This window comes from Tsuneonella rigui, assembly GCF_003958625.1.
Taxonomy (GTDB): domain Bacteria; phylum Pseudomonadota; class Alphaproteobacteria; order Sphingomonadales; family Sphingomonadaceae; genus Tsuneonella; species Tsuneonella rigui.
Genome location: NZ_RSEL01000013.1, coordinates 69,006 through 87,147 on the forward strand (window position 1 = coordinate 69,006; position 18,142 = coordinate 87,147).

At 67.5% G+C, this 18,142-nt stretch carries 22 protein-coding genes; 10 read left to right on the top strand and 12 right to left on the bottom strand.

Translation table 11 applies throughout. The features are described 5' to 3' along the window. Positions 1-40 precede the first annotated feature (40 nt). Positions 41-913 (top strand): hypothetical protein, encoded by an 873-nt coding sequence (locus ELY12_RS04745; protein ID WP_126175554.1) that lies wholly within the window; start codon positions 41-43, stop codon positions 911-913. Here the strand turns inward: ELY12_RS04745 and ELY12_RS04750 are convergent. The 6 genes from ELY12_RS04750 to crcB are packed head-to-tail and all read right to left on the bottom strand — an operon-like array spanning position 910 to position 4,629. Continuing rightward, complete coding sequence (locus tag ELY12_RS04750; protein ID WP_126175555.1) at positions 910-1,617, bottom strand: ATP12 family chaperone protein; 708 nt, start codon at positions 1,615-1,617, stop codon at positions 910-912. The two genes, ELY12_RS04745 and ELY12_RS04750, sit on opposite strands and share 4 nt — an antisense overlap. Continuing rightward, complete coding sequence (locus ELY12_RS04755) at positions 1,614-1,868, bottom strand: hypothetical protein (protein ID WP_126175556.1); 255 nt, start codon at positions 1,866-1,868, stop codon at positions 1,614-1,616. The genes ELY12_RS04750 and ELY12_RS04755 overlap by 4 nt, the downstream gene beginning before the upstream one ends. Further along, complete coding sequence (locus ELY12_RS04760) at positions 1,861-2,511, bottom strand: HAD-IA family hydrolase (protein WP_126175557.1); 651 nt, start codon at positions 2,509-2,511, stop codon at positions 1,861-1,863. Before ELY12_RS04760 ends, ELY12_RS04755 begins: the two co-directional genes overlap by 8 nt. Next, positions 2,508-3,107: an FMN-binding negative transcriptional regulator gene (locus ELY12_RS04765; RefSeq protein WP_126175558.1), complete on the bottom strand. Its 600-nt coding sequence runs from the start codon at positions 3,105-3,107 to the stop codon at positions 2,508-2,510. The genes ELY12_RS04760 and ELY12_RS04765 overlap by 4 nt, the downstream gene beginning before the upstream one ends. Next, positions 3,107-4,225, bottom strand: coding sequence for an RluA family pseudouridine synthase (locus ELY12_RS04770; protein ID WP_126175559.1), 1,119 nt, complete (start codon positions 4,223-4,225; stop codon positions 3,107-3,109). Before ELY12_RS04770 ends, ELY12_RS04765 begins: the two co-directional genes overlap by 1 nt. After that, a complete protein-coding gene (crcB, locus tag ELY12_RS04775) occupies positions 4,222-4,629 on the bottom strand; it encodes a fluoride efflux transporter CrcB (protein WP_126175560.1) in 408 nt (135 codons plus the stop codon). The genes ELY12_RS04770 and crcB overlap by 4 nt, the downstream gene beginning before the upstream one ends. 199 nt (positions 4,630-4,828) lie before the next feature. On the opposite strand from crcB, the gene rpsU reads away from it, so the two are divergent. From rpsU to gatA, 5 genes are all read left to right on the top strand, one after another. Further along, on the top strand, positions 4,829-5,035 hold the full coding sequence (gene rpsU, locus ELY12_RS04780) for a 30S ribosomal protein S21 (protein ID WP_126175817.1): 207 nt from the start codon (positions 4,829-4,831) through the stop codon (positions 5,033-5,035). A gap of 133 nt (positions 5,036-5,168) precedes the next feature. Next, positions 5,169-5,756, top strand: coding sequence for an FKBP-type peptidyl-prolyl cis-trans isomerase (locus ELY12_RS04785; RefSeq protein ID WP_126175561.1), 588 nt, complete (start codon positions 5,169-5,171; stop codon positions 5,754-5,756). Between the two features lie 85 nt (positions 5,757-5,841). Continuing rightward, complete coding sequence (locus tag ELY12_RS04790; RefSeq protein WP_126175562.1) at positions 5,842-7,557, top strand: DUF4153 domain-containing protein; 1,716 nt, start codon at positions 5,842-5,844, stop codon at positions 7,555-7,557. A gap of 10 nt (positions 7,558-7,567) precedes the next feature. Further along, positions 7,568-7,870, top strand: a complete 303-nt coding sequence (gatC, locus tag ELY12_RS04795) for an Asp-tRNA(Asn)/Glu-tRNA(Gln) amidotransferase subunit GatC (RefSeq protein WP_126175563.1) — start codon at positions 7,568-7,570, stop codon at positions 7,868-7,870. Beyond that, positions 7,871-9,358 (top strand): Asp-tRNA(Asn)/Glu-tRNA(Gln) amidotransferase subunit GatA, encoded by a 1,488-nt coding sequence (gatA, locus tag ELY12_RS04800; RefSeq protein WP_126175564.1) that lies wholly within the window; start codon positions 7,871-7,873, stop codon positions 9,356-9,358. A 21-nt stretch (positions 9,359-9,379) separates the two neighbouring features. Here the strand turns inward: gatA and ELY12_RS04805 are convergent, their stop codons facing one another. Then, positions 9,380-9,712, bottom strand: coding sequence for a hypothetical protein (locus ELY12_RS04805; protein ID WP_126175565.1), 333 nt, complete (start codon positions 9,710-9,712; stop codon positions 9,380-9,382). Between ELY12_RS04805 and ELY12_RS14610 the strand changes: the two genes are divergently transcribed. Genes ELY12_RS14610 through gatB form a run of 4 tightly spaced genes read left to right on the top strand, consistent with a single transcriptional unit; the run spans position 9,692 to position 13,256 of the window. After that, positions 9,692-10,129, top strand: coding sequence for an acyltransferase family protein (locus tag ELY12_RS14610; RefSeq protein WP_126175566.1), 438 nt, complete (start codon positions 9,692-9,694; stop codon positions 10,127-10,129). The two genes, ELY12_RS04805 and ELY12_RS14610, sit on opposite strands and share 21 nt — an antisense overlap. Further along, a complete protein-coding gene (locus ELY12_RS14480; protein ID WP_338142047.1) occupies positions 10,057-10,722 on the top strand; it encodes an acyltransferase family protein in 666 nt (221 codons plus the stop codon). Before ELY12_RS14610 ends, ELY12_RS14480 begins: the two co-directional genes overlap by 73 nt. Next, the gene (locus tag ELY12_RS04820) at positions 10,722-11,699 is read left to right on the top strand and encodes a class I SAM-dependent methyltransferase (protein ID WP_126175568.1); all 978 of its coding nucleotides are present in this window, start codon (positions 10,722-10,724) and stop codon (positions 11,697-11,699) included. The genes ELY12_RS14480 and ELY12_RS04820 overlap by 1 nt, the downstream gene beginning before the upstream one ends. A gap of 45 nt (positions 11,700-11,744) precedes the next feature. Further along, positions 11,745-13,256: an Asp-tRNA(Asn)/Glu-tRNA(Gln) amidotransferase subunit GatB gene (gene gatB / locus ELY12_RS04825; protein ID WP_126175569.1), complete on the top strand. Its 1,512-nt coding sequence runs from the start codon at positions 11,745-11,747 to the stop codon at positions 13,254-13,256. A gap of 1 nt (position 13,257) precedes the next feature. Here the strand turns inward: gatB and ELY12_RS04830 are convergent, their stop codons facing one another. From ELY12_RS04830 to ELY12_RS04850, 5 genes are all read right to left on the bottom strand, one after another. Next, positions 13,258-14,172, bottom strand: coding sequence for a sensor domain-containing diguanylate cyclase (locus ELY12_RS04830; RefSeq protein WP_164549408.1), 915 nt, complete (start codon positions 14,170-14,172; stop codon positions 13,258-13,260). 244 nt (positions 14,173-14,416) lie between these two features. After that, the gene (locus ELY12_RS04835; RefSeq protein WP_126175571.1) at positions 14,417-15,055 is read right to left on the bottom strand and encodes a helix-turn-helix domain-containing protein; all 639 of its coding nucleotides are present in this window, start codon (positions 15,053-15,055) and stop codon (positions 14,417-14,419) included. A gap of 58 nt (positions 15,056-15,113) precedes the next feature. Next, positions 15,114-16,037: an acyl-CoA thioesterase gene (locus tag ELY12_RS04840; protein ID WP_126175572.1), complete on the bottom strand. Its 924-nt coding sequence runs from the start codon at positions 16,035-16,037 to the stop codon at positions 15,114-15,116. Positions 16,038-16,069: 32 nt separating this feature from the next. Then, entirely contained in the window at positions 16,070-16,942 is an 873-nt protein-coding gene (locus ELY12_RS04845; RefSeq protein WP_126175573.1) for a cupin domain-containing protein, read from the bottom strand. A gap of 1 nt (position 16,943) precedes the next feature. Further along, a complete protein-coding gene (locus tag ELY12_RS04850) occupies positions 16,944-18,074 on the bottom strand; it encodes a GNAT family N-acetyltransferase (protein ID WP_241229729.1) in 1,131 nt (376 codons plus the stop codon). Between the last annotated feature and the right edge of the window lie 68 nt (positions 18,075-18,142).

Consider the following 18,142-nt stretch of genomic DNA (forward strand, 5'->3'; position numbering starts at 1 on the left):
AGGGCCGCGCATGAAAAACGTTGAGGGTCGGAGACGGCACATGATCAAAAGAGTGCATCGTATCGTTCTGGCGACGCTTGCAATGGTGGCGGCACCGGCCGCTGGGCAAGATGCATGCGGCGCGGCGTGGCAAACGGTGAACGACACCGTCGCGGGAGCGACCTACGAAATGGCAGCGCCGCCTCGCCGCAGCTACTTCGTGTCCTACGGCGATAATTTTCCCAGCACGTCCAACGAGCAGGATTTTCTGGACGAGCTCGGTTGCGCCACCTTCTCGGCGGCGGTGTGGGAATTGGGTTCCAATTACGTAGCCGACACCAAGGGCATGTTCGACCAGATGCAGGCGGATGCCATCAAGGGCGGCACCGACAATAAGCTGCACTGGAGCCGGACAAGGACGGTCAACGGATTTCCGGCACGCGAATACCTCACCTCGCAGACCATCACGTCGCCTCTCGGCGGTTACTCCCGCCAAGTTTATTATCGAACACTGGTGGTAGCGCGCGGCAACCAAGTTCTGCTGTTCAATTCGCATTGGGATGGCGGGGATCGCTCGCCAATAGCCGACCGGGCGTTCCGCTCGATCCAGGTGCAGGCCGGCGCCGCGAACCCGCATCTGCGCAGCTATGCCATGCTATCCGAAGCAATCACCAAGTATTGGATGTTCCCGGCCGAGGGCTACACCTACACCAATTACTTCACGCCCGACCTGCTGGCGATTATCGACAAAACCAGGGAGCGCGATGCGGCCGCCGTCAAAGCGTTCGGATACCCGCGCACGTTCACCTACACCGGTGCAGTTAAGGGCGGGAAGGTGGTCCGCGTCGTCCACGATGACGCGACCGTGGATTGGACACTTTATGACAACGGGACCGTGCTCACCGGAATCTATTACAAGCGGGTCGATCGCTAGCGCGCGTTGCCTTCGAAGGCGCCGCGAGCGAACTCCACGGCCCGTTTAAAATCCGCCTTGCGTCGTTCGCGGCGTTGCTCAGCTTCCCAGTCGCGGCCCCACAGTTCCGCCTGCCAGGCTTCTTCCAACTCGGCGGCCTGCCATAGTGCCTCGTTGTCGGCATCAGGCTCGATCGCGGACAGGCCGACCGTGAGCGAAGCCGAAAGCGACGTCAGCACTTCGAGCGCGGCAAGGGTGAATGGGTCGAGCGCTTCGAGCCGCGCCCGGAGGGTGGCGAGGGTCGCCGCGGGCTGGGGCTTGTGGACGATGCCGCTGACGCGCTCCATCCGGACGCCTTCGCGCGCTTCGAAGGCGGTCACGATCGGTTCCCACTCGGCCCACTGGCGCTGGTGGAGCGGCTCGTCGGGATCGGCGCGATAGCACAGGGTGTCGGTCTCGCCGTAGCGCATCAGCTTGGCGGCGATCGCGGCGGGGTCGGCCGCGACCATGTCGATCGCATAGTCGGCCATGTCGCGGGCCGGGAAGGCGGCGGGGTCGATCTCCTCGCCCTGCGCGCGCCATTCGGCGGCGAGCAACTCGGCAAGGGCTTCGGTCGGCACGACTTGCGGAGTGCCGCCTTGGGTCTTGATCGGGCGGCCGTCGAGCGTCACACGCCAGCCGCCTACGACCGGCTCGACCGCGACCTCCTTCCAGAACCGCTTCATGCGGGCGGCGTCCGCCATTTGCGCGCGAGGACTTGCGGCACGATGAAGCCGTCAGCCAGGCCGACGACGATGAAGACGTAGCCGATCAGGTGATTGGTCTCGCCTGCGATATCGACCACGTCGCGCACCAGCAGGATACCGAGCACCACCAACGCGAAGCCCGCGAAACGCGAGGCCTGGATGGTCATCCAGCGTCCGCGCGCGACGTCGTCGGATACGGGCGTAGCGTTTTCGGGCGGGCGGCTAGCCATCGATCAACTCCCTGAGCTCGGACACCGTCCCGGCGACCGCCACCGCCCCGGCGGCGCGCAGTTCGTCGGCGGTGTGATAGCCCCACTCCACCCCGATCGCGCGCACGCCGGCGGCGCGCGCCATCGTCATGTCGAAGCTGGTGTCGCCGATCATCACCGTTTCCTCCGGCGTGGCGCCCGCTTCCAGCATCGCCGCCTCCAGCATCGCCGGATCGGGCTTGGAAGGGTGGCGGTCGGCGGTCTGCAGCGAGCAGAACAGGTCGGCGATGCCGTGCCCGGCCAGGCAAGCCTCGAGCCCGCGGCTCGACTTGCCGGTCGCCACGGCGAGTTGCCAGCCATCGCGGTGTAGTTCGGCGAGCAGATCGCGCAGGCCTTCGAACAGCGGTTCCTCCAACTGCCCGCTCTCGCGGGTGGCGCGGAAGGCGGCCTTGTAGGCATCGACCGCGGCCGACTGCCGCATAGCACCGGCGTCCGGGACGAGAGCGCGGACCGCTTGCGGCAGGCTGAGCCCGACGATGCGGCGCACCTGCGCGCGCTCGGGCCGGGGCAGGCCAGCTTCGCGAAATGCGGTTTCCATCGCATCACACACCGCGGCCTGGCCATCGACCAGCGTCCCGTCGCAGTCGAACACCGCGAACTTCACTGGACGAGCGTGCGCATCAGTTGCGCGAGACCTGGCGCGCCGGAAGCTTCGAGCCCGGCGGCGATCGTCTCGCGCTCCTCAGCGGACTTCTTCTGAGACAGCTTGATGGTGGGGCGCCAGGCCAGCACCTCGAGCTCGAACCCGACGATCGCGCCGAGCAGCTTGCGCCACAAATCGGGCGGCGTTTCCTCGGCGCGCCATTGTTCGCCTTCGACCCGTCCTTCGTGCCGCAAGATCAGCGCGTTGAGGAGCCCTTCGAGCCCGTCGGCATCCATCCGCCGGACGCGGCCTTCGAGTTCGAGCGCGACGTAGTCCCACGTCGGTACCGTCGCCCGGTCGGCGTACCAGCGGGGTGAGATGTAGCCGTCCGGGCCGTTGACCGTGACCAGCGCGATGCCGCCGTCGAGCCACTTCGTCAGCGCATTGCCGCGCGAGAGGTGGAACTGCACCGCGCCGTCCCCAGTCGAGAGCAACGGGGTATGCGCGACGCGCGGGCCGTCGGGGGTGGTCATGAACACCATGCCGAAGCCGATCTCGTCGATCAGCGCTTCGAGCAGGGGCCGGTCCTCGCTGCGGAACAGCGGGTTGGGGTGCATCAGCGGCGGCCTTTCGGCGCGGACTTGCGGCCGGGCTTGGGCGCATCCTTGCGCCCGCGCCGCGTCGGCTTGCTCTTGCGCACCTGCTTGGCGTGCTGGCGTGCGGCCTGCTTCTTCTCCTCGCGCGTGCGCTCGGGCGGGCCTTCGGTGGGCGACGCATCGCTTAAGGATTCGTCGAAGCCGAGCTGCACCATGCTCGCCGCGAAATGCTCGGGCAGCGGGGCGGTGACGTCGAGCTTGTCGCCGTCCGGATGGTCGATGATCAGCCGCCGCGCGTGGAGGTGCATCTTGCGGCTGACGCTGCCGGTGAGGAATGCCTCCTGCCCGCCGTACTTGCCGTCGCCGACGATCGGGTGCCCGATCGCCGCCATGTGCGCGCGGAGCTGGTGCGTGCGGCCGGTCAGCGGTTCGAGCTCGACCCAGGCCGCGGCGTTGCCGGCGCGCTCGACCACGCGGTAGCGGGTCTTGGCGGCCTGGCCGTTCTCCTCGTCGACGTGCATCTTCTCGCCGCCGGTGCCCGGCTGCTTGGCGAGCGGCGCGTCAATCAGGCCGTGGCCCACGTCGGGCACGCCGGTGACAAGCGCCCAGTAGATCTTCTTCGCCGAGCGCCCCGAGAAGCGCTTGGAAAAGAACGCCGCGCTGCCGGGCGTGCGGGCGATGAGGAGGACGCCGCTGGTGTCCTTGTCGAGCCGGTGGACGAGGCGCGGCCTCGGTCCTTCTCCCAAGATGAATGCATCAAGCAGACCGTCGACGTGGCTGTGCGTCTTGGTTCCGCCTTGGGTGGCGAGGCCCGGCGGCTTGTTGAGCACAATCGCGGACGGCGTCTTCTCGAGCACCATCGCCTCTGCCTCGGCGATCTGCTCTTCCGACAGCTGGCGGCGCGGCTTCTCACCCTTGCCCTTTGGTAGCTCGCCGCCCGGCGGAACACGCAGGACCTGCCCTGCCGCTAGCCGATCCTCCGGCTTGGCGCGCTTGCCGTCGAGGCGGATCTGCCCGGTGCGTGCCCAGCGGCTGACGGTGGCGAAGCCGATCTGCGGCAAGTGCCGCTTGAACCACCGGTCAAGCCGCGCGCCGTCGTCGTCGGCCGCAATCGTGAACTGACGGACGTCCGTGCTCATGCCGCGAGCCGCATGACGATGAGGCCCAGATAGAGCCCGGTCAGCCCCGCCAGCACCGAGATCGAGGCGTAGAGGAACGCGCCCGGACCGTTGCCGCGTTCCAGCAACAGCATCATCTCGAGACTGAAGCTCGAAAAGGTCGTGAACCCGCCGAGCAGGCCGACGCCGAGCAGCAGCCGCCAGTGCTCGCCTCCGGTGCCGTGGCGCGCGAGCCAGCCCGCGAGCAGGCCCATCGCGAGGCTGCCGGAAACGTTGACGAACAGCGTCGCCCACGGGAAGGCGCTTACCGCCGCCGGGCCGAGCCAGCCGGTCATCGCGCGCCCGGCCTGGTAGCGCAGCACCGCGCCGGCGCCGCCGCCGGCGAATACCATTGCGCTGGCGGCCAAAGGGGAGGGCGGGTTCATCGCTCGCGCCTTAGCGACGGTGCCCGCCGATGCAAAGCGCCGCGCAGGGTTGCAGAATCGCAAGCCCGGCGCTAAGGGCGCCTCCGGTCACGAGATCGTCCCGCGTGGGGATCTCGCGTTTTTCGTTATTTATCAAGGCCGCAATCCCGCCAATTCGCTCGCGGGCTCTGCCGCTCTTGCTGTGAGGTGTTCGAGTTTTATGCAAATCATGGTTCGCGATAACAATGTCGACCAGGCTCTCCGCGCGCTCAAGAAGAAGCTGCAGCGGGAAGGCGTCTATCGCGAAATGAAGCTGCGCCGTCACTACGAGAAGCCGAGCGAAGTCCGCGCCCGTGAAAAGGCCGCCGCCGTTCGCCGCGCCCGCAAGATGGAGCGCAAGCGCGCGGAGCGCGACGGGGTCAAGTAAAAGCCCTTCAGGCAAAGTGGGCACCGGTTTGCCGCCCGGAAGGGCTGACAGAAATGGCCCGTCTTGCTTAGCACAACGCACTAAGGCATCGGGGCGCGGAGAAATCCGCGCCCTTGCTGTATCAGGACCCGACATGACCGAGATCACCCGCGTACCGTTGCGGCCGATTGCCAAGGGATCGCTCACCAAGCTGTGGCTCGGCGTGATCGTGGCGCTGCTGGTAGCGGCGGGCCTCGCGTGGGCTGCAACCCCCAAGGGCGTCGATGTCGAGACCATCGCCGAGGGCACCGGCCCACGCCCGGGCCCGTCGGATGTCGTGTTCGTGCGCTACACCGGCAAACTTGCCGACGGCACGGTGTTCGACCAGTCGAAGGAACTGCCGTTCGATACCGGCGGCCTGCTGCCGCAGGGCATGCCGATGCAGGTGTCGGGCGTGGTGCCGGGCTTCAGCGAAGGGCTGCAGCAGATGCAGAAGGGCGGCAAGTACCGGCTCTTCATTCCGGCCGACAAGGCGTACGGGGCGACGCCGCCTCCCGGAGCGCCGATCCCGCCCAACGCCGACCTTACCTTCGATGTCGAGCTGGTCGACTTCATGAGTGAAGCCGATGCCCAGCGCCGCTTCCAGGTGTTGCAGCAGATGATGCAGCAGCAGCAACAGCAGCAGGGTAGCCAGGCGCAGCCCGGCGCGCCTGCGCCGCGTGACCCCAACGGGCCGCAGTAAGCTTTTCACCGAAAGATCAGGCTTTGCTCATGCGCGGCTAGCCCCGCCGCGCTAGACCCTTGCGCACAAGGCAAGGGAGCAGGGCATGAGCGATAGCGAACACGCATCAAGGATCGAGGAATGGCCGCTGAGGCCGTGGCTACTGGCTGGGCTACTCGGTGTCGCCGGCCTGCTGGTGTACTTCGCTGGCAGCGGTAACGGACCCGACACCAAGGTGCCGTGGCGCGCGGCGCTCGTGGCGTTGTGCTTCTTCGGCCCCATCGCGTTCGCTTTCACCGTTGAGCGCGGCCGGTGGAAGGAGCCGCTGCTGTTCGCCGCGGTGGCGGGCGCGGTCATGGCCGGGCTCGCGTGGCGCGCGGTCGCGGCGGGCGATACTTACGCCAGCCCGCAATACGGCTTCATGGCCGGCGTGATCGCGACCGGCCTGTCGCTGGTGCTGTTCCAGGCCGGGTTCCAGCGCACGCGCTTCGCCACGCCCTATCCGCTGCTGCACGGCTATGCCTGGGGCGATGCGATCAGCGCCGCGGGCTCGCTCGCGTTCACGGGCGCATCGTGGCTGCTGCTGTTCGTGCTCAGTGAACTGTTCCACCTGCTCAAGATCGACCTCCTCAAGGACCTGATCGACGAAGGCTGGTTCGGCTGGACCTGGTCGGGCGCGGCGTTCGGCGCGGCGCTGGGCGTGCTGCGCAACGAGGCGAAGATCATCGGCACGTTGCAGCGCGTGGTGATGGTGGTGATGAGCATCCTCGGCGTGCCGCTCGCCGCGGGCCTCGCGATCTTCCTCGTGGCGATGATCGTCTCCGGCCCCGACGTGCTGTGGCAGGCGACCCGCAGCGCGACGCCGATCCTGCTGCTGTGCGCGGCGGGCGCATGGCTGCTCGCCAACGCGATCTTGCGCGATACCGATGCCGAGACGAGCGCCAACCGCGCGCTGCGTAGCGCGGCGCTGGTGCTGACGGTCGCGGTGCTGCCTCTGACCGTGTTCGCCGCGATCTCGCTCGGCACCCGCATCGCGCAGCATGGTCTGAGCCCCGAGCGGCTGTGGGGCCTCGTCGCGATCGCGGTGGCGGTCGCTTACGGCCTCGCCTGGCTGGTTGCGGTGGTGCGCGGGTGGAAAGGCGGCGTCTGGCGTGACCGGTTGCGGCGGGCAAACCTCAACCTGGCGGTCGTAATCAGCGTCGTTGCCTTGTTCCTCGCGCTGCCGATCCTCGATTTCGGCGCGATCAGTGCGCGCCAGCAGCTCGCCCGCCTCGAAAGCGGCAAGGTGAGCGCCAAGGCGTTCGACTACGAAGCGCTCCGGTGGGACTTCGGCGATGCTGGCCGTCGCGCGCTCGCCCGGCTGGAGAGGAGCGGCAACAAGCAGGTCGCCGACTATGCCCGCCTCGCCGCCGCGCAGACCGAACGAACCTGGCGCGGCCTCGAAGAAGGGCCGTTTGCTGAGCCCGAAGAGATCAATGTCCGCCTCCAGCCGGAAGACGCCGCGTTGCGCGGCAAGGTGGTCGATTACCTGCGCGCCAATCGCTGGCAGTGCGGCGAGTATTGCGTCGCGATCGACCTCGGCCAAGCCGCCGATGGCGCGCGAGAGGTCGCGCTCGTGACAGGCAGCGGTTATCAGCGCGTGCGGCTTCCCAAGGCCGGCGGCGGCACGCAGCCGCCAATGGTGGTGCCAGCGGCCGCGCCGCTCACGTCCAAGAGCCAAGTCGAAATCCGCACCATCGAACGGCGCTACATCACCATCGACGGCAGGCCGGTCGGCGAACCGCTCGACGATGCGCTTGAAGGCACCCCGCCGCCCCGCTAACGCGCGGCCCATGTCAGTCACACGCGAAACCGTGGCCAAGATCGCCAGCCTCGCGCGCATCCGAATGGATGACGCGGCGCTCGATCGCATGGCGCCCGAATTCAACGCCATCCTCGATTGGGTCGAGCAACTGGGTGAGGTCGACACCAGCGGCGTCGAGCCGATGACCGCGGTGATCCCGAACACGCTGCGCCTGCGCGACGACGTGGTCGATGCCGATCCGCTGACCGGGGGCGGGATGCGCGAATCCGTGCTCGCCAACGCCCCGGCGGCTGAGCACGGGTTCTTCGGCGTGCCCAAGGTGATCGAGTAGATGTCGGACCTCACCGATCTCGGCGTCGCGGCGATCCGCGACGGGGTGTCCTCTGGCCAGTTCTCCGCCCGCGAAGTGGCCGAGGCGTTCAACGCCAACGTCGCCGCGGCACAGGACGCGCTCAACGCATTCATCGTCGCTACGCCGGAGAAGGCGCTGGAAGCTGCGGACGCGGTAGATGCTGCGCGCGCCAAGGGCGAACAGCTCGGCAAGATGGCCGGCGTGCCGATCGGCATGAAGGACCTGTTCGCCACCAAGGGCGTGCAGACGACCGCAGCGAGCCACATCCTCGAAGGCTTCGTGCCCGAGTATGAAAGCACCGTGAGCGCCAACCTGTGGCGTGCGGGTGCCGGGATGCTCGGCAAGCTCAACATGGACCAGTTCGCGATGGGCTCGTCCAACGAGACGAGCTATTTCGGCAACGTCATCTCGCCGTGGCGCACGAGCGACGGCGGAAACGCCGCGCTTGCGCCCGGTGGCTCGTCGGGCGGCAGCTCTGCGGCGGTTGCGGCGCGGCTGTGCCCGGCGGCGACCGGGACCGACACCGGCGGCTCGATCCGCCAGCCGGCCGCGTTCGTCGGCATCTCCGGGATCAAGCCGACCTATGGCCGGTGCAGCCGTTGGGGCGTGGTGGCGTTTGCCAGCAGCCTCGATCAGGCCGGGCCGATGGCGCGCGACGTCACCGACTGCGCGATCATGCTGGAGGCGATGGCCGGCTTCGATCCCAAGGATGCGACCAGCCTGAACCTGCCGGTGCCCGAATGGGCGGCGAACCTCTCGGACGACCTGCGCGGCAAGCGCGTCGGCATCCCGCGCGAATACCGGATGGACGGGACCGACCCGGAGATTCTTGCGAGCTGGGACCAGGGCATCGAGTGGCTCAAGGACGCCGGCGCCGAAGTGATCGAGGTGAGTCTGCCGCACACCAAGTACGCGCTGCCCGCCTACTACATCGTCGCTCCCGCCGAAGCGTCGAGCAACCTCGCCCGCTACGACGGCGTGCGCTACGGCCTGCGCGACCTGCCGCAGGGCGCGAACTTGCAGGAGATGTACGCCGCGACCCGCGCCGCCGGCTTCGGCGAAGAGGTCAAGCGCCGCATCCTTATCGGCACCTACGTGCTCTCGGCGGGCTTCTACGACGCCTACTACAACCAAGCGCAGCGCGTCCGCACACTGATCGCGCGCGACTTCGAGCAGGCGTTCGAGACCTGCGACGTGATCCTCGCGCCGACCACGCCCACCGCCAGCTTCGCGCTCGGCGACAAGGTCGACGATCCCCTGGCGATGTATCTCAACGACGTGTTCGCGGTGCCCGCCAGCCTCGCAGGCCTGCCCGCGATGAGCGTGCCCGCCGGGCTCAACGCACAGGGCCTGCCGCTCGGCCTGCAGCTCATCGGCAAGGCGTTCGACGAGCAGGGCGTGCTCAACGCCGGCCTCGCGATCGAGCGGCGCGCAGGATTTACCGCACGGCCCGATCGCTGGTGGTAGGCGGGCTTCGTGGGCTCGATCCTAGGCTTGCTGGTTTCCTTCGGCGCCCTGATCGCGATACCCGTGGGTATGAAGCTGATGCGCAGCGGACGGCGCCGGCGAAATGCGAAGCGCGCGCTGCGCCGAGACGTGGAAACCTTCCGCTGATGAACGCCGCGCGATGAGTAAGGCGCAAGCACCGGTCGACCGGGCCGCCGACAGCTTCCTTGCACGCCCGACGCCGAGGCGCGAAATCGAGCCGCGGAGCTCCTGGCTGCGGGTGAGCGGGTGACCGCAAGCGCGCAGAGCGGCAAGCACGTCGTCGCGCTGGACGTACTTCGCGGGATCGCGGCGATGGTGGTGCTGCTCGGTCACTGCACGCTCGTTTACGGACTGCCTGAGCAGGCCCGGCGGCTGATCGACATCGCGCTCAACCAGCGCGCGGCTGTGCTGATCTTTTTCGTGCTCAGCGGATACGTGCTGACCTATGCCTGGCTGCGGATTTGCGGCGAGCCGCGCGCGCTTTACCGCTTTTATGTCCGGCGGCTATTTCGCCTCTTGCCAGCGCTGTGGGTCGCGTCGCTGGTTGCCTTAGTACTGCTGGTTGTTTCCCGCTTGGTGCCGAAGGGAGTAACCTCTCACAGTGGCTGCATGACAGCTACCGGCAGGTTGCGCCGGGGCGAGCTGCGCGTTCATTTCTCGCGATCGACAACGCGCTCGTGCCGCCTACCTGGACAATCACGATTGAAATCTTCGGGTCGATCCTGGTCCCATTTCTCGTCACCGGAATGAAGCGCCGAAACCTGGCGATTCTGATCGTCATCGCTCTGATTGCAGCGTCGGTGGCATTCAGTGAGCTTCACTCTCGCGCGTCGATGCTGGCGTTCCCCCTTCAGTTCGCGGCCGGTTGCGGGTTGGCATTGTATTTTTGGAAGCGTGAGCCATCGGCTGGCTATCCGGCTGCATTGGCAGGGCTGGCCCTGATCTTCGCCGCGCGTCCGCTGTGGTGGCTGCTTATGACGGGGAGCCTGCAGCCGATCGAGTACCGGACCAATGCCGCTGCGCCCGCGTTGCTCGAAACCGCCGGGGCGGTCCTGCTGATCGCGGCGCTCGCCTCCCACCGCTTCCGCAGCGCCGTCTTCGAGTGGCGGCCTATGCGCGCCTTGGGCGACTGGTCCTACAGCATCTATCTCATCCACTTTCCGGTTTTGCGGTTATTGGCCTATTCGATCCCGCCCATGCAGCCCGTGATGGCAACCCTTTTCCTTGCTGTGGGAACAGTAGCGATCACCTGTGCCCTCGCCGCCATGATCTTCCGGTTCATCGAGAAACCGGGCATTGCCATCGGCAAGCGTGTGACGCGGCTATCCGAAAGGCAGGCGTGATGAATACCGGCCTTGCCTGTCGCATCTGCGGATCGTCGCGTCTTGGCGCTCACGTCATCGCGCCCGAGATGATGTTCGGCACGCGCGAGGAATTTGCGTACCTCCCATGCCTGGCATGCGGCACCTTGCAGATCGCCGATTTTCCCGCCGACATGGCGGCGCACTACCCGCCGGGCGCCTATTACTCGTTCAACAACGCTGGCGGCCTGTCCTTCCTCAAGCGCGCGGTTCGGCGCGTCGTCGCGGGCACCATGATCGGGCGCCCGGACCGGGCAACACGCGGTGGCGGCGTGATCGACCGGATCAAGCGTGGGGCGGAGCCATGGACCGCCGCGGTGCCGGGCCTCAAGCGCAGCGATAGCGTGCTCGATGTCGGGTGCGGAGAGGGGGCACGGCTTGAAGCCTTGGTCGCGCTCGGCTTCAGCGACTTGTCGGGCATCGATCCGTTTCTTCCGCCCGAACGCGCCGGTAAGACCTCCAGCGGCATCACGCTCATGCGTGGCGAATTGGCGTCCGCCGATCGGCGGTACGATCTCATCACCATGCATCATTCGCTGGAGCACGTGCAGGAGCCGGGCCGCTTGCTGGAGCAGGCGCGCGACCGGCTGGCGCCGGGCGGCCGCTTATTGGTCCGCATTCCGCTGCTGCAACCGTGGGCGTGGGAGCGGTTTGGCACGCGGTGGGCGCAGCTCGATCCGCCGCGCCATTTCTACCTGTTCACCACCGAGGCATTCATCAACCTGGCCGAACGTTCGGGCCTTGCCTGCACCTCGCACGGCTTCGACGGCATGGGTTGGTCGATTGCCTGGAGCGAGGGCTATGCCCGCGATATCCCGATGAACGAACCGAATGGGCGGGCGAATGCGCTGCCTTTCGATGGCGGCGAGATGGCCGCGTTCGAGCGGGAGGCGCGCCGGCACAATGCCGTCGGCGAGGGCGAAGCGGGTTGGTTCGTGCTCGAACCGGCGGCCCGCTAGCGCGCTCCGCTTGCAAATCGCCGCGCCGAGGGTAGCAGGCACTCCATGACCACCACCACCTCCACCTACCGTATCCACGGCGCGACCGGCGAATGGGAGGTCGTGATCGGCCTCGAAGTCCACGCGCAGGTCACCTCCAACGCCAAGCTGTTCTCGGGCGCCTCGACCGCGTTCGGGGCGGAGCCGAACAGCCAGGTGAGCCTGGTCGACGCGGCGATGCCGGGGATGCTGCCGGTGCCCAACCGCGAGTGCATCCGCCAGGCGGTGCGCACGGGCATGGCGATCGAGGCGCGGATCAACCGCTGGAGCCGTTTCGACCGCAAGAACTACTTCTACGCCGACTTGCCGCAGGGCTATCAGATTTCACAGCTCTATCACCCGCTGGTGGGCGAAGGCGCGCTGACCATCGAGGCGGACGAGAAGGCCGGCATCCCCGAAGACAAGACGATCGGCATCGAGCGGATCCACGTCGAGCAGGACGCGGGCAAGCTGATGCACGACCAGCATCCGAGCATGTCCTACGTCGATCTCAACCGTAGCGGCGTCGCGCTGATGGAGATCGTCAGCCGGCCGGATATGCGTTCGCCCGCCGAAGCAGGCGCTTACGTGCGGAAGCTCAGGTCCATTCTGCGCTATGTCGGCTCTTGTGACGGGAACATGGAAGAGGGCTCGATGCGCGCCGACGTCAACGTCTCGGTGCGCAAGCCCGGTGACGAGTTTGGCACCCGGACCGAGACCAAGAACGTCAACTCGGTGCGCTTCGTCATGCAGACGATCGAGCACGAGGCGCGCCGGCAGGTCGACCTGATCGAGGATGGCGGCACGGTGGTGCAGGAAACCCGCCTGTTCGATCCCGGAACCGGCACCACGCGATCGATGCGCTCGAAGGAAGACGCGCACGATTACCGCTACTTCCCCGATCCGGACCTGCTGCCGCTGGAGCTCGACGACGCGTTCCTTGCCGAGTGCCGCGAGAGCTTGCCCGAACTGCCGGATGCCAAGAAGCGGCGCTATGTCGAGGAGCTAGGACTGTCGGCCTACAACGCCGGCGTGCTGACCGCCGACGTCGACAGCTTCCGCCGGTTCGAGGAGCTGCTGGAGGCGACTTCGGCCAAGCTCGGCAAGGGCGCGAAGGACGTGTCGACCCAGGTCGCCAACTGGTCGCTCTCTGTCGCGCCGGGCGTGCTCAATGCGCTTGGTTCGGAGGCCGATGAAGGCCACGCGACTGCCGAAGCGCAGGCCGCGATCCTCGCGATGCAGAGCGCGGGCGAGATCAGCGGCGGGCAGGCCAAGGAGATCTATGAAATCGTCCTCAAGACCGGCCGTGAACCGGCTGAGATCGCCGAAACCGAAGGCCTCAAGCAGCAGTCCGACACCGGCGCGATCGAGGCGGAGATCGACAAGGTTCTCGCCGCCAACACCGACAAGGTCGCCGAGTACCGCGGCGGCAAGGACAAGCTGTTTGGCTTCTTCGTCGGCCAGACGATGAAGGCGATGGCGGGCAAGGGTAACCCAGCCGTGGTCAACCAGCTCTTGAAGGCTAAGCTCGACGGCTAGTTCAGGCGGCGGTTCGTCCAAACAACCCCGCGCCCGCGCGCTCGACCCGCGCGCGGCCGCGCGACTTGGCGGATAGGAGCGCCAGCTCGGCCTCGCGCAAGGTGGCGTCGGCACTGCCGGCAAAGGCCGCCACGCCGGCGCTGGCGGTGAGGCGGTGGCCGCGGTGGGTGGTCACGCCCATCTCGCCCATCGCGCCGACCACGCGCTCGCAGGCGGCGGTCGCTTGCCACTGGCCGGCCTCGGGCAGCAGCACGCCGAAGGTGCCGCCGTCGATCCGGCTGAGGATGTCGTCCTCCCGCAGCAGCGTGCGCAGCAGGCGTGCGAACGCCACCAGCACCCGGTCGCCGCCGCTGTGGCCGTGACGCAGGTTGATCGTGCGGAAGTGGTCGAGGTCGAATAGGGCGAGGTGCCCTGACGCACCGGTCTCCACCAGGTGCGCGAGCATGCGGGTGAACGCGCTGCGGTTGGTGAGGCCGGTCAGCGCATCGGTCATCGCGGTGACGAACAGCCGGTTCTCCAGCGCGCGCCGGTCCTCGATCGAGCGCATGATGCCGAGCACCCCGTCGCCGCCGGGCACTCCGCCGAGCTTGAGCTCCATCCACTGCTGGCCGCCGTCCTGCGCGACCGCCAGCAGCTCGATCCAGCCGCTGCCCCGGCTGCCCGCGAGCGCCAGGCAGTGTTCCGCCAGCACGATGTCGGCGTAGGATTCGTGGATCAGTTCGAGCAGATGCCGCCCGATCGGGTCGCCGGCGAAGGCCAGTCCCAAGTTGGCGCTTGCCGGCGTCGCGTGGACGATCCGTCCGCGCCGGTCGGTCTTGACCACCAGGTCGGTCGAGCTGGCCGCGACCAGCCGGTACAGCGCCGAGCATTCGCCCGGCGAAATCGTGCCCCACATACCTTTCCGACGCCCCTGCATCGGCCGTCTCCTGGCTGTTCCCATCCAGCCATAAGACGACAAATCACCACTCGCGTAAGCAAAGCCTAACGCGCGACGAACCCGGGAGAGTAATCATTCTCCCGCAAGTCAACCAATCGCCGTTATGAATGTCGTTAGCTCCGACTAACGATTTGAATTAACAAGACAAAAGCGATTCGTTAACCACAAACGTCTTTTGTCATTTCGCAATATTCTGCAAGCGATTTTGCACAACTACGGGGTGTTACAGCTCGATCATGATGCGCACGCGAGCCGGCTCGACACCGTAGGCTTGGGCGATCCGCCGGCGGCTGCGCTCGAGTTCTTCCGAGGGGCCGGAGGGCGCAGGCTCGAGGCCGCCTGGCGTCACTCCGAGCGCTTCGGCCAGCGCGCTGAGGCGCTTTTCGACCGGGCGCGATTTGCCGTGCTCCCACGCCCAGACCGTGGGCTTGCTGACGCCCAGCCGGTTGGCGATGTCAGCGAGCGACATGCCCCGCTCGATCCGCAGGCGATGCAGGCGGGCGCCGAAATCCTCGATCGGTTGAGTGGGGCCGGATTCGACGACGTCGCTCTGCAGCTCGGCTGCGCTCAATGCCGCGGTGCTGAGCCGGCCGGCGAAGCGGCAGCCGTACATTGGTGCGCTCGCCCACACGACCTCGGCGCTCTGCTCGCCCGCTTCGGGCAGGTCGACCGCGAAGAGCTCGCCTTCGTCGAGTAATGAGGCGGTCTCGATCAGCAGCCCGGTCGCCGAGATGTTGTGAACGGTGACCGCACTTCCGCCGCCATCGCCGAAGTGGCCGGGAACGCCGAGCCGGAGCGTGCGCCGCGGGGCATCGCGGCGTTCGGCATCGGCCTCATCTTCGAAACGGGCTGCAAATGACACCGGCGATTCCCCTTATGGCGTGTGAGCGCCAGAATCGCGGGTGAGGGTTAAGACCGGGTTAGCTTGCGCCCCCCGCCGGTCGCGCGCGCGGCTCCACTCGCCGGATCATGCCTTCTTGCGCGACGCTGGCGATCAGGCGGCCGTTCTGGAAGATTTGCCCGGTGTTGAACCCGCGGCTGCCGCCGGACCACGGGCTCTCGCAGTGATAGAGCATCCACTCGTCGGCGCGAAACGGCGCGTGGAACCAGATCGCGTGGTCGAGGCTGGCGCTCTTCACCTCGCCGCGCATCCAACTGAGGCCATGCGGCATGATGCTGGTGCCGAGCAGTTGCATGTCGCTCAAATAGGCGAGCACCGCGCGGTGGATCACCGGGTCAGCGGGCAGCGGGGCGCGGGCGCGGAACCACGAGTTCTGCACCGGAGGCTGCGGGCCCTCGGTCAGCCAGTGGCGGCCGGTTGCGGCCTTGATCTCGATCGGGCGCGGCTCGGTGAAGAAGCGGCGGGCGCGTTCGGGCATCTTCTCGGCGACCTGCTGGCGGAGAACCTCATCGGTCTCGAGCTCGTCGGGCGGGGGCACCTCCGGCATCTCCGCTTGTTCGTGTTCGAGGCCCGGCTGGTGCTTCTGGAAGCTCGCCGCGAGATTGAGGATCGGCTGCATGGCGCCATCCGGCCCGGGCTGGCTCGCAACCACGCGGCGATTGGAGAAGCTGCCGCCGTCGAGCTGGCGATCGACCTGGAACTGGATCGTGTGATCCTCGCTGCCGCCGCGCAGGAAATAGGCATGAAGCGAATGCGCCGCGCGGTCGGAATCGACCGTGCGCTCGGCCGCGATCAACGCCTGCGCGATCACTTGCCCGCCGAACACCCGGCCGACGCCGCCCTTCTTGCGCGGGCCTTCGAACCGGTCGTCGCCCAGCGGCGCCGGATCGAGCAGCGTCAGCAGGTCGGCAATCAGTTGCTCATCGGTCGGCTTGTCAGTCATCCCGCCGCCATTGCGGCAGGCTTACGGGCCCGTCAACTTGCGCCGAACAGGCGCCGCCACGCGCGAAAGGCGAGGGCCTTGCCGTGATTGCCGTGCGGCCAACGCCGCGGCGCGCGCGGGTTGAGGCCGGCGTTGCGGAGCACTCCGTTCCAGCAGCGGGCGTCCGCCTCGGCAAACGACCAGTCGCTGCGCCAGGTGATCGACAGCGAGATCGAGCTCGCCGGGCCGTTCTTGACGTGGTGGGGAGCCATCACCGGCACCACCAACGCATCGCCCGGGCCGAGCGGAAATTCGCGCCCGCCGCTCGCGAGCTCGTCGCGCCAATGCAGCTCGCGCGGGCCGCCCGAATGGTAGCTCTCGTGCGTGGTATCGGGCGCGTAGCGCGCGTCCCCGGCCGGGAACTGCGTCATCACCTTCTTGCCGACCAGTTGGAGCAGAATGTTGTGCTCGGGGTCGAAGTGATAGGGCGTCACCGCGTCGGGGCTGGAGATGAAGATGAAGCCCTGCGGCCGCAGCATCTTGCCGGTCTTGGCTTCGATCTGCGGGCGCAGCTCGCCCAGCAGCGAGAGCAGCAGCGCCTCGTAGCCGGGATCCTGCTCGATGTTCTTGAGCACCGCCCAACTATCGCTGATCGCGATGTGGCGGATGGTGTCCTCGATGCCCATCCCGGTCGGCGCGGGCTTGCCGTCGACACCGATCGGCAAGTCGCCGCGATTGTACTCGATCGAGGCATCGGGGAGGCGGCCCGCCAGGCTCGCGAGCGCATCGAGGGTGAGCAGCGGGTGCTCGGCCAGCTCGTGGCGCAGCACGGTCGGCGTTTCGGGATAGGCGGTGGCGAACTGCGCGCGGGCCTGAGGTCCGAAAATCGGGCGGTCGAGGGCGGTAAATCCGGTCAGGACATCCATGTCACAATCCCTGGAGCTTGGCGCGCGTCTCGGCGCGGAAGATGGCGGTGGCGGCTGTGCGGCGGAGCGGACCGCCGATGGCGATGCTGATGCGCGCGATGGTGCGCTTCTCGCGCCAGATGCGCTCGATCATCGGGTGGTCGGCGGCGGCGCAGCTATCCGACCAGGCGATGTCTTCGCGGGCGAGCAGGTCGAGGTTCTCGCGCTGGAGAAGTACGCCGGGGGAGAAGCGGGCGTAGCGCTCGTCGTACGTAGTTTTGAAGCTGTACGCGCCGGGCGGAGTGATGAAGTTCGCCAGCATCGCGATGGGTGCGCCGTTGAGCGTGATGGCGAGCCGCTCAAGCCGGCCATGCGCGGCGGCTCCGGCGAGCGCATTGCGGAAGTAGGCCGTTTTGGCGGGATTGCAGGCAAGTGCGGAGCCTTCGCGGCCCTTCCATCCGGCGCGTTCGAGCTCGAGAAACTGGTCCGCCCATTGCCCGAGCGCCGTGCCGTCGCGGTGGCGCTCGAACGCCACGGTGCCCTGCTCGGCGAGGCGGGTGTGCTGGCGGCGCAATTCCTTGCGCTTCTTGCCGCTCATTGATGCATCGAAGTAGGCTTGCGGGCTGAGGTCAGACGCCAGCAGCGCGCGATCAAGGCGGTGCACCACGGCAGCCGCGCGGTGCTCGACCGCGCACACGTCGTGCAGCGCGGCGTAGAGTGGGCCGTTCAGTGGCAGGCCTTCGAGGTGCAGGAACAGCGCGCGGCCGGCATGAGCGTCGGCCCAGCCGAGCAACTCACGCCAGAAGGTATGCTCGTGCCCCGCTGCCACGAGCGGCGCGCCGCAGAATGCGTTCGCGTGCAGCCAGGTACCGATGTGCGGGAAGGGGTAGCCTTCGTAGCTCCACCGCCGGACCAGCGGGAGCACCCCGGCGAGTTCGCCATCGACGCTCAGTGAGGCAAGCTGGACCGCGTCATCCCCGAATGCGTTCAGTCCAGCTTCCAGGCACCAGCGCTCGGCGAATGGGTTGGGCTCGGTGGCACGGCGAGCAAGCGAATCCCACCCCTCGTGCTCGCCGAACGCACGCCACGGAACCACGGCAAAGCCCGCGTCCCGATCGCCAGCGGTTCCTGTCAGTCCAAGCGGCTGTTCCACGCCTGCGCGGTTAGCCGAACACACTGGAAGGAGCGTTAACGGCGCATGCAAAAACCCCGCCCTGTATC

What these genes read in the sequence shown, in the direction of transcription:
- ELY12_RS04745 (WP_126175554.1), top strand. Translation starts at nt 41, where the DNA reads ATGATCAAAAGAGTGCATCGTATCGTTCTGGCGACGCTTGCAATGGTG.
- ELY12_RS04750 (WP_126175555.1), bottom strand. Translation starts at nt 1,617, where the DNA reads ATGAAGCGGTTCTGGAAGGAGGTCGCGGTCGAGCCGGTCGTAGGCGGC.
- ELY12_RS04755 (WP_126175556.1), bottom strand. Translation starts at nt 1,868, where the DNA reads ATGGCTAGCCGCCCGCCCGAAAACGCTACGCCCGTATCCGACGACGTC.
- ELY12_RS04765 (WP_126175558.1), bottom strand. Translation starts at nt 3,107, where the DNA reads ATGCACCCCAACCCGCTGTTCCGCAGCGAGGACCGGCCCCTGCTCGAA.
- ELY12_RS04770 (WP_126175559.1), bottom strand. Translation starts at nt 4,225, where the DNA reads ATGAGCACGGACGTCCGTCAGTTCACGATTGCGGCCGACGACGACGGC.
- crcB (WP_126175560.1), bottom strand. Translation starts at nt 4,629, where the DNA reads ATGAACCCGCCCTCCCCTTTGGCCGCCAGCGCAATGGTATTCGCCGGC.
- rpsU (WP_126175817.1), top strand. Translation starts at nt 4,829, where the DNA reads ATGCAAATCATGGTTCGCGATAACAATGTCGACCAGGCTCTCCGCGCG.
- ELY12_RS04785 (WP_126175561.1), top strand. Translation starts at nt 5,169, where the DNA reads ATGACCGAGATCACCCGCGTACCGTTGCGGCCGATTGCCAAGGGATCG.
- ELY12_RS04790 (WP_126175562.1), top strand. Translation starts at nt 5,842, where the DNA reads ATGAGCGATAGCGAACACGCATCAAGGATCGAGGAATGGCCGCTGAGG.
- gatC (WP_126175563.1), top strand. Translation starts at nt 7,568, where the DNA reads ATGTCAGTCACACGCGAAACCGTGGCCAAGATCGCCAGCCTCGCGCGC.
- gatA (WP_126175564.1), top strand. Translation starts at nt 7,871, where the DNA reads ATGTCGGACCTCACCGATCTCGGCGTCGCGGCGATCCGCGACGGGGTG.
- ELY12_RS14610 (WP_126175566.1), top strand. Translation starts at nt 9,692, where the DNA reads ATGGTGGTGCTGCTCGGTCACTGCACGCTCGTTTACGGACTGCCTGAG.
- ELY12_RS04820 (WP_126175568.1), top strand. Translation starts at nt 10,722, where the DNA reads ATGAATACCGGCCTTGCCTGTCGCATCTGCGGATCGTCGCGTCTTGGC.
- gatB (WP_126175569.1), top strand. Translation starts at nt 11,745, where the DNA reads ATGACCACCACCACCTCCACCTACCGTATCCACGGCGCGACCGGCGAA.
- ELY12_RS04830 (WP_164549408.1), bottom strand. Translation starts at nt 14,172, where the DNA reads ATGCAGGGGCGTCGGAAAGGTATGTGGGGCACGATTTCGCCGGGCGAA.
- ELY12_RS04840 (WP_126175572.1), bottom strand. Translation starts at nt 16,037, where the DNA reads ATGACTGACAAGCCGACCGATGAGCAACTGATTGCCGACCTGCTGACG.
- ELY12_RS04845 (WP_126175573.1), bottom strand. Translation starts at nt 16,942, where the DNA reads ATGGATGTCCTGACCGGATTTACCGCCCTCGACCGCCCGATTTTCGGA.